This window comes from Streptomyces sp. NPDC002467, assembly GCF_042889825.1.
Classification (GTDB): Bacteria; Actinomycetota; Actinomycetes; order Streptomycetales; family Streptomycetaceae; genus Streptomyces.
This window is the reverse complement of the sequence record NZ_JBIARJ010000021.1, coordinates 56025-70011: the sequence shown is the minus strand read 5'-3', so window position 1 is coordinate 70011 and position 13987 is coordinate 56025. Positions and strand designations below refer to the sequence as shown.

Below are 13987 nucleotides of genomic sequence, written 5' to 3'. Positions count from 1 at the left end.
TCAACCATCCGCCGCCCGCCACCCGCGCGCGGACGTGCGCGCGGGGCGGGGAGTCGGTATTCAGGGCCACATGGCCGTGATCGTGGCGTTGGGCGCGTTCCTGATGACGCTGGCGGGCGGATGGGCGGCGCAGCGCGTCACCGACCGCCGCCACCTCGTGCTGGGCCTGGCCGGCGGGCTCATGCTCGGCGTGGTCGGTCTCGACCTGCTCCCGGAGGCCCTGCACGCCGCGGGCGACGAGTTCCTCGGCGTCCCGCTCGCCCTGCTGCTCTTCGTGGCCGGGTTCCTCGTCGCGCACGTCGCCGAACGGCTCCTCGCCGTACGCCAGGCCGCTCACGGCGCCGAGAACGGCCACGGCCACCGGGTCCCCCAGGTCGGCCTCACCGCGGCCGCGGCCATGGTCGGCCACAGCCTCGCCGACGGGGTCGCCCTGGGCGCCGCCTTCCAGGTCGGCGGCGGGATGGGGGTGGCCGTGGCGCTGGCCGTCATCACCCACGACTTCGCCGACGGGTTCAACACGTACACGCTGACGAGCCTCTACGGAAACGACCGCCGCAAGGCCCGGTTGATGCTCTTCGCGGACGCCGTCGCCCCCGTGGTGGGAGCGGCGTCCACCTTGCTGTTCACCCTTCCGGAGGAACCTCTCGGCGCGTACCTCGGATTCTTCGGAGGGGTCCTGCTGTACCTGGCCGCCGCCGAGATCCTGCCCGAGGCCCACCACAAGCACCCGGCCCTGTCCACGCTGCTGTGCACGGTGGGCGGGGTGGCCGGGATCTGGCTCGTGGTGGGCCTCGCGGACTGATCTCACGGCCGCTTCGCCGCCGCTTCCACGAACCGGCGCGCGACGGAAGGCTCCGCCGCCCAGTGCGTGTGCAGATAGCTGGCGTGCACGCCCCGTTGTACGAAGCCCTCGACGCGGCGCTCCGGGTGCGTGAACCCCCACGCGGGGGCCGCACCGGCGCCCGGCTCGATCACCGTGCGGTGGAACTCGTGCCCGCGCAGCCGGGTCCCGGCGGGCGCGAGCGCGCTGTCGGACACCGCCACGGCCTCGCGGTAGCCCAGGGTGAGGCGCTCCGACATCCGCGCGTCGGCGTCGAGCACCCCGCACATGGGCTTCCCGTCGAGGGACCGCGCGAGGTAGAGCAGCCCCGCGCACTCGGCCGCGACGGGGCCGCCGGCCGCGGCGAAGGCGGCGACGGCCTCGCGGAGGGGCTCGTTCGCGGACAGCTCGGGCGCGTACACCTCGGGGAACCCGCCGCCGATCACCAGACCGGCCGTCCCCTCGGGGAGTGCCTCGTCCCGGAGGGGGTCGAAGGTGACGACCTCCGCCCCCGAGGCTCGCAGCAGCTCCGCGTGCTCGGCGTACGAGAACGTGAACGCCGGGCCGCCGGCGACGGCGATGACAGGTGCGGCACCGCTGCCGGGGGCTCCGCTCCCGGACCCCCGCGCCTCAAACGCCGGCGGGGCCGGAACGGCACCCTCCGGCGACCAGGCGACGCAGTCCAGCGCGGGAGCCGTCCGGGCCAGGGCCATCAGGGCGTCGAGGTCGCAGCCCGCCCGAACCTGGTCCGCCAAGGCGGCAACGGCCGCCACCGCGTCCGCCCGTCGTTCGGCGACCGGTACCAAACCCAGGTGACGGGACGGCGCGGCCACCTGGGGGGCACGCCGCAGGACGCCGAGCACCGGCATCCCGGCCTCCTCCAGGGCCTCCCGCAGCATCGCCTCGTGCCGGTCGGAGCCGACCTTGTTCAGGATCACGCCCCCCAGCCGCACCTGCGGGTCGAAGGACGCGAAGCCGTGCACCAGCGCCGCCACCGACCGCGACTGCGACGAGGCGTCGACCACCAGCACCACCGGCGCCCGCAGCAACTTCGCCACCTGCGCCGTCGACGCCAGCTCACCCCGTCCCGCCGCGCCGTCGTACAGGCCCATCACGCCCTCGACCACGGCGAGGTCGCACCCGGTGGCCCCGTGCGCGAACAGCGGAGCGACCAGCTCCGGCCCGCACATGAAGGCGTCCAGGTTGCGCCCCGGGCGGCCGGTGGCGAGCGCGTGGTAGCCGGGGTCGATGTAGTCCGGCCCGGCCTTGTGCGGGGACACGGCGAGGCCGCGCTCCGCGAAGGCCGCCATCAGCCCCGTGGCGACGGTGGTCTTGCCGCTGCCGGAGGACGGCGCGGCGATGACCAGCCGGGGAATGTCGAACGAGGTCACCACTCGATGCCCTTCTGGCCCTTCTGGCCGGCGTCCATCGGGTGCTTGACCTTGGTCATCTCGGTGACGAGGTCCGCGAACTCCAGCAGCTTCTCCGGCGCGTTGCGGCCGGTGATCACCACGTGCTGCGTGCCGGGACGGTTCCGCAGCACCTCGATGACCTCGTCGACGTCGATCCAGCCCCAGTGCATCGGGTACGCGAACTCGTCGAGCACGTACAGCTTGTGCGTCTCGGCGGCCAGATCGCGCTTGACCTGCTCCCAGCCCTCCTTGGCCGCCTGCTCGTTGTCGAGCTGGGCGTCCCGCTGGACCCAGGACCAGCCCTCGCCCATCTTGTGCCAGACGACCGAGCCGCCCTCGCCGGAGGCGCCGAGCACCTTGAGCGCGTTCTCCTCGCCGACCTTCCACTTCGCCGACTTGACGAACTGGAACACCCCGATCGGCCAGCCCTGGTTCCAGGCGCGCAGCGCCAGCCCGAAGGCCGCCGTGGACTTGCCCTTGCCGGGGCCGGTGTGGACGAAGACGAGCGGACGGTTGCGGCGCTGGCGCGTCGTGAGTCCGTCGTCGGGAACGACGGTCGGCTGTCCCTGCGGCATTACGCGGCCCTCCTGGAGACGCTGTTGGGTGACGCGGTGTGGGTCACCGCGGTACGTACGTTCTTCACGAGCCCGGCGAGCGAGTCGGCCCGCAGCCCGTCGAGGGTGACGGCATGCGCGCCGAGGTCGGCGGCCAGCACCCCGGCCAGCCCCAGTCGGACCGGTCCGGACTCGCAGTCCACGACCACCGAGGCGACGCCCTCCGCGGCCAGCAGCCGGGCACTGCGCCCCGATAGCTCGCGCGGGTCGCCGCCGACGGCCCCGGCCGAGGTGGCGCGGCCGTCGGTGACGACCACGAGCAGCGGCCGGCGGCTCGGATCGCGCAGCCGCTCGATCCGCAGCACCTCGTGCGCCTTCAGCAGCCCCGCGGCGAGCGGGGTGCGCCCGCCGGTCGGCAGCTGCTCCAGCCGGGCCGCCGCCGCGTCCACCGAGGAGGTGGGCGGCAGCGCCAGGTCGGCGCCGGAGCCGCGGAAGGTGATCAGACCGACCTTGTCGCGGCGCTGGTAGGCGTCCAGCAGCAGCGAGAGCACGGCCCCCTTGACGGCGCTCATGCGCTGCCGGGCGGCCATCGAGCCCGAGGCGTCCACGCAGAACAGCACGAGGTTGCCCTCGCGGCCCTCCCGCGTCGCCTGCCGCAGGTCGTCCTTGCGGATGACCAGCCCGCGCCCGGCCCGGCCGCGCGCCTTCTGGTGCGGGGCGGCAGCGTGCACGGTGGCCGCCAGGTGCAGCTTCGTCAGCTGGCCCCGGGGCCGCTGCGAGCCGGTGGTCCGCCCGTGGGCGGTACGGGCGCGCGAACGGCGTCCGGCCGCGCCCTCGCCGAGCCCCGGCACGCTCAACACCTTGGTCCGGAAGGGCTCGGAGGCCCGTACGGCGGCCTGCTCGGGAGCCGCGCCGCCTCCCTGGGCGGAGGGCTGCGGGGCGTCGGGCCGCTGCTCGGGCGCCTCCGCGGGGTCCTCCGCGGGCGCTTCGGGGGCCTCCGCCGGGCCGCCGCCCTCGGGACCGCCCTGCGGGGGTACGCCGCCGCCACCGTCGGGGCCGCCGCCGTCGTCCGGCCCCTCCGGCTCCGGCTCGGGTCCGTCCGGCTCCGGCTCCGGCTCGGGCTCCGGCTCCTCGTCGGGGAATTCGTCGAGGATCCGGTCCAGCTTGTCCTCGTCCAGGCCCGGAGCGTCGAAGGGGTTGCGGCGCCGCCGGTGGGGGAGCGCCAGCAGGGCCGCCTGCCGTACGTCCTCCTTGCGCACCTCGGTCCGACCGGCCCAGGCCGCCAGCGCGGTCGCCGTCCGGGCCATCACGATGTCCGCCCGCATGCCGTCGACCTCGAAGCCGGCGCAGGTCGCGGCGATCTGGAGCAGCGCGGTGTCGCCGAGCGCGACCTTCGGGAGCAGAGCCCGGGCGGCCACCACGCGGGCGCGGACCTCGTGTTCGTCGCCCGCCCAGCGGGTCGCGAAGCCCGCCGGATCGTCCTCGTACGCGAGCCGGCGGCGCACCACCTCAACCCGCTGGGCGGGCTCGCGGGAGGCCGCGACCTCGACGGTCAGCCCGAAGCGGTCCAGGAGCTGCGGCCGCAGTTCGCCCTCCTCCGGGTTCATGGTGCCGACGAGGAGGAAGCGGGCGGCGTGGCGGACCGAGACGCCCTCGCGCTCCACGTACGAGGCGCCCATCGCGGCGGCGTCGAGGAGGAGGTCGATCAGGTGGTCGTGGAGGAGGTTGACCTCGTCCACGTAGAGGATGCCGCGGTGGGCGTCGGCGAGCAGCCCGGGCTCGAAGGCCTTCACGCCTTCGGACAGGGCCCGCTCGATGTCGAGGGCGCCGACGAGGCGGTCCTCGGAGGCGCCGACGGGCAGCTCCACCATCCGGGCGGGGCGGGCGTCCCCGGCACCGGGCTCGTGCGGGCCGTCGGGGCAGGCCGGGTCCGGCGCGGCCGGGGCGCAGCTGAACCGGCATCCGGGGACGACGTCCACCTGCGGCAGCAGGGCCGACAGGGCGCGCACGGCGGTGGACTTGGCGGTCCCCTTCTCACCGCGCACGAGCACCCCACCGACGGCGGGGCTCACGGCGTTGAGCAGGAGCGCCAGCCGCAGGTCGGTCTGGCCGACCACTGCGGTGAACGGGTAGGGCGTGCTCATGCGGCTCCTTCTTGGCGGGTACGGGTACGGGTATGGGTGCGGCTGGGGGCGCGGGTGCCGCTGCGCGGAGCCGCTCCCCGCCCCGCCCTTCCACCGTTCCCCGGGGCACCGGCCCGGACCCCGCGCCTCGAACGCCGGCGGGGCTGAGGAACCAGCCCGTCCGGCGTTTGAGGACCGGGGGTCCGGGGGCGGAGCCTCCGGTTTCGGGAAGGGGCGGGGTGGGGGAAGGCCGCCCGCAGGGCCCAGCCGCTCACGGTGCGCCGGGCGGGAGGAACGGCAGGCCGGCCGGGGCGCCCCCCTCGATCAGCCGGAGCAGCGCATCGGTGTCCGCGTGTTCCTCGATCAGGTCCCCCAGCAGGTCCAGCTGTTCCTCCCGCAGCGCGGAGAAGGAGGTGTCGGGGGACGGCACGAAGCGGCGCCCGGCAGCCGAGGCGACCTCGCGGAGGAACGCCCGGCGGAAGCCGTCCGACTCCAGGGAGCCGTGCCAGTGGGTACCCCACACCGACCCGACCCGGCACCCGTCCAGGAACGGCTCCCCGCCCAGGACTTCGGCCACCCCGTGGTGGATCTCGTACCCGTCCACGGGCTCGCCCAGCGCGGAACCCGAGGGCCGGGCCAGGGTCTTCTCCACGGCGAACCGCACGCGGACCGGCAGCAGCCCGAGGCCCTCGACCTCGCCCGCCCGGGATTCGACGTCGTCGGAGATCCGCTCGCCCAGCACCTGGAACCCGCCGCAGACGCCCAGCACCGGCCGCCCCTGCGCGGCCCGCCGCGCGAGCGCGTCCGCGAGTCCGCGTTCGCGCAGCCACTCCAGGGCCTTCACCGTGCCGCGGGTACCCGGTACGACGACCAGGTCCGCGTCCGCCAGCTCCTCGGCCCGGTCCACGAACCGCACCACGACCCCCGGCTCCGCCGCGAGCGCGTCGACGTCCGTGAAGTTCGACATCAGCGGCACCGCGCACACCGCGACCCGCAGCACGTCCTCGCCGACGGGCGGGGCGACGACCGACTCGCGCACCGCACCGCGCAGGGAGACCCGGAGCCCGTCCTCCTCGTCGATGCCGAGCCCGTGCCGGAAGGGCAGGACGCCGTACGTCGCCCGCCCGGTGAGGGAGCGCAGCATCTCCATGCCGGGCTCCAGCAGCGAGACGTCGCCCCGGAACTTGTTCACCATGTAGCCGGCGATCAGCGACTGGTCCTCGGGCGACAGCAGTGCCGTCGTACCGAAGAAGGACGCGAAGACCCCGCCCCGGTCGATGTCGCCGACCACGACCACCGGGAACCGCGCGGCCCGCGCGATGCCCATGTTCACGATGTCGGTCCGGCGCAGGTTGATCTCGGCCGGACTGCCCGCCCCCTCGCAGATCACGGCGTCATACGTGCCCCGCAGCTGCTCCAGGCAGTCCGTGACGATGCCGAGGAGCTGTTCCTGCCGGCCTCCGTGGTAGCCGCGGGCGCTCATCTCGCCGACCGGCTTGCCCAGCAGCACCACCTGGCTGCTGCGGTCGCTGCCGGGCTTGAGCAGGACCGGGTTCATCAGCGCGGTCGGCTCCACGCGGGCCGCCTGGGCCTGCATGGCCTGGGCGCGCCCGATCTCGGCGCCCTCCAGGGTCACGAAGGAGTTCAGCGACATGTTCTGCGCCTTGAAGGGCGCCACCTTCACGCCCTGGCGGACCAGCCAGCGGCAGATGCCCGCCGTGACCACGCTCTTGCCCGCGTCGGACGTGGTGCCCGCGACCAGCAGCCCGCCGCCGCGCCTCGCGCCGTTCATGCGCGCCCCCTTCGTGAAGTACGCGATGTACGAGATGTGCGAGATATGCGCGATGTACGCGAAACCAGCGTCCGCGCCGCGACGCAGGCGCCCAGCGCCAGCCAGGTCACCCGCCGCGACAGCCGTACCGCCCGTTCGATGTCGGCGACCTCGACGGGCCGCCCCGTCCCGCCGTTGAGGACGGCCCGGTGCTCGACCCGCCCGCCGTACGCCAGGGTTCCGCCGAGCCGTACGCCGAGCGCCCCGGCGAAGGAGGCCTCCACCGGTCCGGCGTTGGGGCTGGGGTGCTCGGCCGCGTCCGCGCGCCAGGCCCGGACCGCCCCCCGACGGTCCGGGCCGGCCGCCACAGCGGCGAGGGCCGTGAGTCGGGATCCCGGCCAGCCCGCCAGGTCGTCGAGGCGGGCGGACGCCCAGCCGTAGCGCAGGTAGCGGGGGGACTTGTGGCCGACCATCGCGTCCAGGGTGTTGACGGCGCGGAAGAACAGCAGCCCGGGAACGCCGGCCACGGCTCCCCACACCAGGGCGCCGACCACCGCGTCGGAGGTGTTCTCCGCGACCGACTCCACGACGGCGCGGGCCATCTGCTGTTCGTCCAGGGCCTGCGGGTCGCGCCCGCACAGGTGCGGCAGTCGTTCCCGGGCCACCTCGGCGTCCCCGGCGGCGAGCGCGCCGCCGATGGCGCGGGCCTCCCGGCCCAGCGAGGTGCCGCCGACGACGGCCCACGTGGCGGCGGCGGTCAGGGCGATACGGGCGGCCGCGGGCCGGGAGCGCACGGCGCGGGCGCCGAGCACGCCGACGGCGGCGGCGCCCCCGGCGCACACCAGGGTGTGCAGGAGGCCCCGGGCGCGGTCGTCGCGCCACAGGGCGCGCTCGACGGCGGCGGCGGTTCGTCCGAAGGCGGCCACGGGGTGCCCGCGGCGCGGATCACCGAGGATCCGGTCGCCGATCAGGCCCGCCGCGGCGCCGTACGCGAAGACGCGATCGGCACGCATGGTGGCAGGTATGTCCTCACTCAGGGTCCGCGCCCTGGTTCGACGTGTCCGGCGGCGAGAGTTCCTGGCTCCCGGGGCGCACTCGGCGGAGTGCCCCGGTGACAGTGGCGGGACCGCGCCGGAATCGCACCGGACTTCCTCTCCATGCCGCCGTATTGGCTCGGGCAGTCCACCACGCACCGCGAACGCCCGTCAACTCGCCGTTGACCTGCGGCGGGGTACGCGAAAACTCCCCCCGGGAGAAACCCGGAGGGAGTGTTCGCACGTGGTGCACTCTCGTGCGAGGTGCCCCGTGTCCTACGAGACGATCAGGTAGATCCCGTACCCCACGGCCACCGCGACGAGCGCGAAGCAGGCGTACGCGCCGCTGCGGGCGAGGGTGGCGCTGCCGCCCTGCTCGGTGGCGGCCTCGTGCTTGGACAGGCCCACCAGGCCCAGGGTGAACAGGGCCACGAGGGCGACGGTGGCGGAGAGGCTGACTCCGAAGACGGAGCCGAGGGCTGCCCAGTCGATCTTCATACCGCTGATTCCTCTGTCGTTCTCGGGGTCAGACCGCTGCGGCCGGGGCCGCGGGGGTCGTCGTCGCGGCCGGGATGGTGGCCTTGAGGTCCTCGTCCGTCACGGCGCCGGTACCGGCGGCGGCGACGGTCGGCGGGACGGTGACCGCTGCCATGGCCGTGGTGACGACACCCGGCTCCTCCGCGGCGGCCGGAGCCACGTCGTTGACGTTGTTGTGGTCGACGACCTGGCGGCGCGAGATGAACCAGATGGCGGCGCAGGAGGCGACCAGGAAGACCGCCACGGCGGCGACGCCCACGTCACCGGTACGCATGATCAGCTCGGCACCGGCGGAGACCAGGGCGGCGGCCGGCAGGGTCAGGCCCCAGGCGATGAACATGCGGGTCGCGGTGGACCAGCGGACCACACCGCCCTTGCGTCCCAGGCCCGCACCCATGACGGCGCCGGAGCACGCGTGGGTGGTGGAGAGGGAGAAGCCGAGGGAGGAGGAGGCCAGGATGACGCTGGCGGCCGAGGTCTGGGCGGCGAAGCCCTGCTGCGGCTGCAGGTCGGTCAGGCCGGAGCCCATGGTGCGGATGATGCGCCAGCCGCCGAGGTAGGTGCCCATCGCGATGGCCATGCCGGCGGAGACGATGACCCAGACCGGCGGGTTGGAGCCGGGGGCGATGGCGCCGCCGGCGACGAGCGCCAGCGTGATGATGCCCATCGTCTTCTGCGCGTCGTTGGTGCCGTGCGCGAGGGAGACGAGACCGGCCGAGGCGATCTGACCGGCGCGGTAACCCTTGGCGGAGGTCTTCTCGCCGATCTGGCCGCCGATCTTGTACGTGACCCGGGCGGCCAGCATCGAGGCCACACCGGCCACGATCGGCGCCGCGATCGCGGGGATCAGCACCTTGGTGACGACGACGTCGCCGTTGACCGCTCCCAGGCCGGCGGACGCGACAGCGGCGCCGATCAGGCCGCCCATGAGGGCGTGGGAGGAGCTGGACGGCAGGCCGATCAGCCAGGTGACGAGGTTCCAGAGGATCGCTCCGACCAGCGCGGCGAAGATCACCTCTGGCTGGATGCCCTCTTCGTTGACGAGGCCCTTGGAGATCGTCTTGGCGACCTCGACGGACATGAACGCGCCGACCAGGTTGAGCACGGCGGACATTGCCACCGCCGTCTTGGGCTTGAGGGCGCCGGTCGAGATGGTGGTGGCCATCGCGTTGGCTGTGTCGTGGAAACCGTTCGTGAAGTCGAACACGAGAGCGGTGATGATCACGATCCCGAGGAGAAGCGTTATGTGCTCCATTTACCCAGGCTTCTGTTTGACGTCAGTGGCTCGCCGACCGTAGGCAACCTGGGTGAACGGAAGGTGAACTGCCATGGGCGGAGCGGTGTACCGGCCAGTGGCTCGATCCGACCATTCGTCCTGATTCTCCCGTAGATAACTCGATAAATGCACGTCAAAGCGGGGTGAACGAACCCCTCCGCCCCGGCGCGCCGGCGTATACGACCCCCTGCTCGGGGGGTCGAAAGAGACCTAGATCACGCCACCCCGCGCACGCCCCGCGCACCTCCCGAGCCCGCCTCGCGCGGACCGCGGAACGATCTCCTCCAGTGGCCCGCCGGTGCTCACGCCCCGACACTGGAACGGTGCGTACCGCCACAGCGACGGCAGCGGCCGTCACCACGACCCTCCTGGGAGCCGGCGCGGCCGCCGTCGCGGCCGGCCGGTACGCCGCCGACGCGGCCCTGCGGCCCGAACCCGGCCGCCCACTGCCCGGCGGCGCCCGGCTCAGCGTCCACTCCACCGCCGCCGGACGGATCACGCTGACCCGCACCCTCGCCTCCCTGCGCCCCGGCACCTACGGCCTGACGGCACCCGGGGTGCACGCCGTGGTCGGGCCCGTGATCACGGGGACCGAGCACGACCCCGACGCCGTCGTGCGCCGACTCGTCGGCGTCACCCACGGCACCCTCGACCCCGGCTCCCGGGTCCGGATCACCCCCCAGGTCCACATCGGCAACCCGCGCACCGCCCTCGGGCTCGACCACGCCGACGTGGACGTCCCCGGGGAGCTCGGCGCGCTGCCCGCCTGGTTCGTGCCGGAGGACCGCGACACCTGGGTGATCACCGTGCACGGCCTCGGCGGCAGCCGGGAGCACCCGATGGTGGTCATGCCCTTCCTGAACCGGAGCCGCTTCCCCGTCCTCGACCTCGCCTACCGCGGCGACCTCGGCGCCCCCGCCTCCCCGGACGGCATCGGCCACCTCGGTGAATCGGAGTGGCGCGACGTGGACGCCGCCATCCGCTACGCCCTGCGCTACGGAGCCCGGCGGGTGATCCTGCACGGCTGGTCCACCGGCGCCACCATGGCCCTGCACGCCGCCGAACGCTCCGCGCTGGCCGACCGGATCTCCGGGCTGGTCCTCGACTCGCCCGTACTCGACTGGCACGAAACCCTGCGCAGGCTCGTCGCGGCCCGCGGCACCCCGGCCCCGGTGGTCCCGCTCGCCGTCTGGGCCGCCGAAGGCCGCGCGGGGCTGCGCGCCGACCGCCGCCCGCCCGGCGCAGACCCTGGCGCGCTGCGCGTCCCCGTCCTGATCTTCCACGGCCCCGACGACACGATCGCCCCCTGGGAGCCCTCCCGCCGGCTCGCCGCCGCGCGCCCCGACCTCGTCCAGCTGCACACCGTCGACGGGGCCGAGCACGGCGCGATGTGGAACGCGGCCCCTGCGGGTTACGAGGAAGCCTTGCGCCGTTTCCTCACCCCTTTGATGTGAAGGCCGTGAGGCGGAGGAGCCTCCGAGGGGATGTTGTCCGGTTCTGTCACCCCGGAGGGCAGTGACAATGGCCGATTCCGTTTGGGCTTTCGGCCGGTGACGGGCGAGACTGCTTCCGTGACGTCCCGAAAGCCTGATGAGCAGTTGGCTCGCGACTCCAGACTCCGACTCGTCTCCCCGCGCTCGGTCGCCGCGGCCCGCAAGGCGGTGACCGACCGACGCACCCGGCCCGCCCAGCGGCCCCCGGCCGGCACGCCCGCCACGGCCGACCTCGCGAACCGGGCGCGCGCATCGCTCGCCGATGCCGTACGCCTGAGCCGCTGGGCCGAACTCAACCTCGGCGCCGGCGACGGGGGCAGGCCCGCGCCCACGGGCGCCCTGCCCGCCGTCGACGTCGAACGCGCCGCCGGGGAACTGAACCTGACGCACGGCCAGATCCGCGTCGGCTGGGACCGCGCCCGGCTCGCCGGCCTCGTCGAGGTCCACGGCGGTCACGCCCGGCCCGGCTGGCGGCTGCGCGCCTGGGACCGCGACGACTCCGCCGTCCTGCGCGGCTGGGTCGCGCTCTTCGACGCCTGGTCGCTGGTCCACCCCGCCCCCGCCGACATCACCCCCGAGGCCGTCGCCGAGGTCGTCGAGGCCATGCCCCAACTCCTCTCCCTGCTCCAGCTGTCGGCCGGCCCCGTGACCGTCCCCGACCTGCTCGACCTGCTCGGGCAGCGCGTCGCCGAACTGCGCGACGAGCGCTGCGAGGTCCCGTACGAGGACCGGTCCCCGTCCGCAGCGGACGCCGGGACGGCCGCCGCCGTCCCCCTCGCCCGGCTGCTGCGCTGGGCGCTCGGGGGACTCGCCGCCGTGGACGCCGTCACCCTGGGCCCCGCGCGGGCCGCGCTCACCCCCCTCGGGAGCTGGGCGGTCTGGGTCAAGCTGGAGCAGATCTGCGTCGCCGCGCAGAGCCCGGCCGGCAACATCGAGCAGTCCGCCGCCGCCATGCTGCACGGCTGCGCCCGGCTCACCCCCGGACCCGCCCGCGCCGAGTACCGGGCCTGGCTCGCGGCCCGGCCCGTCGGCCACGCCGTCAGCGAGCTGCTCCACGCCGCCCGCGGCGAGGACGCCCTGCTGCGCGGGCTCGCCTTCGAGGCGCTGCGCGTCGTCGGCGCCCCCGCCGAGCCCGAGGTGCGCGCCGCCGTACGCGAACCGGCCCTGCGTCCCTACGCCCTGCTCTGGCTCGCCGAGCACGACGGGGTCGACCCCGACGAGGCGCAGGACGTGCTCACCGCCGAGGAGTCGACCTGGCTCTGGGTGGACACCGCGGCCGCCATCGCCGACCACGGCGAAGCGGAGCTGCTGGCCCGCCACCTGGACTCGGCCGTGCGCACCACCGTGCCCCGGCTGCTGGACGAGGTCCGCGCGGTCGGCCACCCGCGCACCGTGCAGGTGCTGGTCGCGCTGGCCGCGGCCCACCCGGACCCGGCCCTCGCCAAGGCGGTCCGCCGGGCCGCCTTCCAGGTCCACACCGGCGGAGTCTGACGGCAGCGCTACGCGCGTACGCGCCGCCGGTCCTCAGGCCTGCGGCGCGTACGTGCCGAAGCTCCAGACGTTGCCCTCGGCGTCCTTGGCCATGTAGTCGCGGGAGCCGTAGTCCTGGTCGGTGGGCTCCATCAGGATCTCCACCCCGTGCTCGGCGGCCCGCCGGTGGTGGCCGTCCACGTCGTCGACCAGGACGTAGACCCCCGTGGGGCCGGCGCCCTCCATGGCCTTGTCGAACGTCCCGCCCCGGCCCTTGCTGCCCAGCATCACCACGCCGTTGCCGTACGCCAGCTCCGCGTGCACCACGGAGCCGTCCTCACCCTCGTACACCGCGACCTGACTGAATCCGAAGGCCTCGGTCAGCAGCTTGATGGCCGCCTTGGCGTCGCGGTAGACCAGCGTGGGACAGATGGACGGAACGCCTGCCATGACGATCACTCCCTCTCGTGACGGTGACGCGCGTCACACCAGCATCGCAGGAGGGGTCGACAGTCAGCGGAAGGTGTTGCACTGGGCCATGTCGCCGGTGCGGTAGCCCTGGTAGAACCACTGCTGACGCTGCTCGGCCGAGCCGTGCGTCCAGGACTCCGGGGTCACCCGGCCCTGGAACTTCTCCTGGATCCGGTCGTCGCCGACCGCCGCCGCCGCGTCCAGCCCGTCCCTGATGTCCTGGTCGGTCAGGCTGGTGATCAGCGGCCGCCCGGTGGACTCGTCCGGGGTCTTCGTCGCGTTGTGCGCCCACACCCCGGCGTAGCAGTCGGCCTGGAGCTCCACCTTGACCGCGTTGCTGTTCGCGCCCTGCTGCCCGTCCTGCGCCCGCTGGAGCGTCCCCATCAGGTTCTGGATGTGGTGCCCGTACTCGTGGGCCACCACGTAGGCCTGGGCGAACGGGCCGCCGCTCGCCCCGAACTTCGTCCGCAGCTCTTCGAAGAAGCCCAGGTCCAGATAGACCTGGCGGTCCGCGGGGCAGTAGAACGGGCCGACCGCCGAGGTGGCCGCCCCGCAGGCGGTGTTCACCCGGCCCGTGAAGAACACCGTCGACGCCGGGGTGTAGCGCCCGCCGCGCCGGGTGAACTCCTGCCTCCAGAAGTCCTGCGTGCTGTTGACCACCGCGACCAGCCGGCAGTCCTCGCGCGCGTTGGCGTCCCGCCCCGTCCTGCAGGCCTGCTGCACCTGGCCCATCGAGGAGACGGCCGGAGCCGGCTCCTGGTCCCCGGAGGACAGGCCCAGCTGATCCGGGCCCACCCCGAAGAGCAGCCCCAGGACCAGTGCGATCAAGCCGACGATGCCGCCGCCGACCGTGGCCCTCCCGCCCGGGATGCGGCTGCCGCGCACATCCTTGACCTCGGAGGTGTCCAGATCGGCGTTGTCGTCGAACTGCATCCCGCACCGCCTTCGCGATCCACGTGCCGCCCTGCGGCGAGTACCAACGGGTTCTCATCCTCGTACGCGTCCCGGCCCACCGGTGCGATCGCC

The 13987-nt window shown here is 74.2% G+C and carries 12 protein-coding genes and 1 riboswitch; of the genes, 3 read left to right on the top strand and 9 right to left on the bottom strand.

The genetic code is table 11. The annotated features are described in order from the left end of the window. Positions 1-70 precede the first annotated feature (70 nt). Positions 71-802: a ZIP family metal transporter gene (locus ACFYYJ_RS33775; protein ID WP_385129154.1), complete on the top strand. Its 732-nt coding sequence runs from the start codon at positions 71-73 to the stop codon at positions 800-802. 2 nt (positions 803-804) lie between these two features. On the opposite strand, the gene ACFYYJ_RS33770 is transcribed toward ACFYYJ_RS33775, so the two are convergent. The 7 genes from ACFYYJ_RS33770 to ACFYYJ_RS33740 form a co-directional block, all read right to left on the bottom strand. Continuing rightward, positions 805-2214 carry a cobyrinate a,c-diamide synthase gene (locus ACFYYJ_RS33770; RefSeq protein ID WP_385364536.1) on the bottom strand — a complete coding sequence of 470 codons (1410 nt, stop codon included), beginning with the start codon at positions 2212-2214 and terminating at the stop codon, positions 805-807. Further along, the gene (cobO, locus tag ACFYYJ_RS33765; RefSeq protein WP_079425618.1) at positions 2208-2807 is read right to left on the bottom strand and encodes a cob(I)yrinic acid a,c-diamide adenosyltransferase; all 600 of its coding nucleotides are present in this window, start codon (positions 2805-2807) and stop codon (positions 2208-2210) included. The genes ACFYYJ_RS33770 and cobO overlap by 7 nt, the downstream gene beginning before the upstream one ends. Next, entirely contained in the window at positions 2807-4930 is a 2124-nt protein-coding gene (locus ACFYYJ_RS33760; protein WP_389137961.1) for a putative cobaltochelatase, read from the bottom strand. The genes cobO and ACFYYJ_RS33760 overlap by 1 nt, the downstream gene beginning before the upstream one ends. A 250-nt stretch (positions 4931-5180) precedes the next feature. Beyond that, the gene (locus ACFYYJ_RS33755) at positions 5181-6701 is read right to left on the bottom strand and encodes a cobyric acid synthase (RefSeq protein ID WP_385129161.1); all 1521 of its coding nucleotides are present in this window, start codon (positions 6699-6701) and stop codon (positions 5181-5183) included. Continuing rightward, positions 6698-7693 carry a cobalamin biosynthesis protein gene (locus ACFYYJ_RS33750; RefSeq protein WP_389137958.1) on the bottom strand — a complete coding sequence of 332 codons (996 nt, stop codon included), beginning with the start codon at positions 7691-7693 and terminating at the stop codon, positions 6698-6700. The genes ACFYYJ_RS33755 and ACFYYJ_RS33750 overlap by 4 nt, the downstream gene beginning before the upstream one ends. A 58-nt stretch (positions 7694-7751) precedes the next feature. Then, a riboswitch (cobalamin riboswitch) is annotated at positions 7752-7835 on the bottom strand. A gap of 155 nt (positions 7836-7990) precedes the next feature. Continuing rightward, entirely contained in the window at positions 7991-8212 is a 222-nt protein-coding gene (locus ACFYYJ_RS33745) for a hypothetical protein (protein WP_384584431.1), read from the bottom strand. Between the two features lie 28 nt (positions 8213-8240). Continuing rightward, complete coding sequence (locus ACFYYJ_RS33740) at positions 8241-9506, bottom strand: anion permease (RefSeq protein WP_385129165.1); 1266 nt, start codon at positions 9504-9506, stop codon at positions 8241-8243. A 344-nt stretch (positions 9507-9850) separates the two neighbouring features. Here ACFYYJ_RS33740 and ACFYYJ_RS33735 point away from each other — a divergent pair, with 344 nt between their 5' ends. After that, positions 9851-10981 (top strand): alpha/beta hydrolase, encoded by a 1131-nt coding sequence (locus tag ACFYYJ_RS33735; RefSeq protein WP_385364530.1) that lies wholly within the window; start codon positions 9851-9853, stop codon positions 10979-10981. A gap of 117 nt (positions 10982-11098) precedes the next feature. After that, positions 11099-12511 carry a hypothetical protein gene (locus tag ACFYYJ_RS33730; RefSeq protein WP_385364528.1) on the top strand — a complete coding sequence of 471 codons (1413 nt, stop codon included), beginning with the start codon at positions 11099-11101 and terminating at the stop codon, positions 12509-12511. Between the two features lie 33 nt (positions 12512-12544). Here ACFYYJ_RS33730 and ACFYYJ_RS33725 read toward each other — a convergent pair whose 3' ends face one another. Both ACFYYJ_RS33725 and ACFYYJ_RS33720 read right to left on the bottom strand, forming a co-directional pair. Then, entirely contained in the window at positions 12545-12940 is a 396-nt protein-coding gene (locus tag ACFYYJ_RS33725; protein ID WP_389137955.1) for a VOC family protein, read from the bottom strand. A gap of 63 nt (positions 12941-13003) precedes the next feature. After that, positions 13004-13894, bottom strand: coding sequence for a neutral zinc metallopeptidase (locus ACFYYJ_RS33720; protein ID WP_385129170.1), 891 nt, complete (start codon positions 13892-13894; stop codon positions 13004-13006). Positions 13895-13987 lie beyond the last annotated feature (93 nt).

Excerpts from the sequence above, each read along its gene's own strand:
- ACFYYJ_RS33775 (WP_385129154.1), top strand. The coding sequence starts at position 71 with ATGGCCGTGATCGTGGCGTTGGGCGCGTTCCTGATGACGCTGGCGGGC.
- cobO (WP_079425618.1), bottom strand. The coding sequence starts at position 2,807 with ATGCCGCAGGGACAGCCGACCGTCGTTCCCGACGACGGACTCACGACG.
- ACFYYJ_RS33760 (WP_389137961.1), bottom strand. The coding sequence starts at position 4,930 with ATGAGCACGCCCTACCCGTTCACCGCAGTGGTCGGCCAGACCGACCTG.
- ACFYYJ_RS33755 (WP_385129161.1), bottom strand. The coding sequence starts at position 6,701 with ATGAACGGCGCGAGGCGCGGCGGCGGGCTGCTGGTCGCGGGCACCACG.
- ACFYYJ_RS33750 (WP_389137958.1), bottom strand. The coding sequence starts at position 7,693 with ATGCGTGCCGATCGCGTCTTCGCGTACGGCGCCGCGGCGGGCCTGATC.
- ACFYYJ_RS33745 (WP_384584431.1), bottom strand. The coding sequence starts at position 8,212 with ATGAAGATCGACTGGGCAGCCCTCGGCTCCGTCTTCGGAGTCAGCCTC.
- ACFYYJ_RS33740 (WP_385129165.1), bottom strand. The coding sequence starts at position 9,506 with ATGGAGCACATAACGCTTCTCCTCGGGATCGTGATCATCACCGCTCTC.
- ACFYYJ_RS33725 (WP_389137955.1), bottom strand. The coding sequence starts at position 12,940 with ATGGCAGGCGTTCCGTCCATCTGTCCCACGCTGGTCTACCGCGACGCC.
- ACFYYJ_RS33720 (WP_385129170.1), bottom strand. The coding sequence starts at position 13,894 with ATGCAGTTCGACGACAACGCCGATCTGGACACCTCCGAGGTCAAGGAT.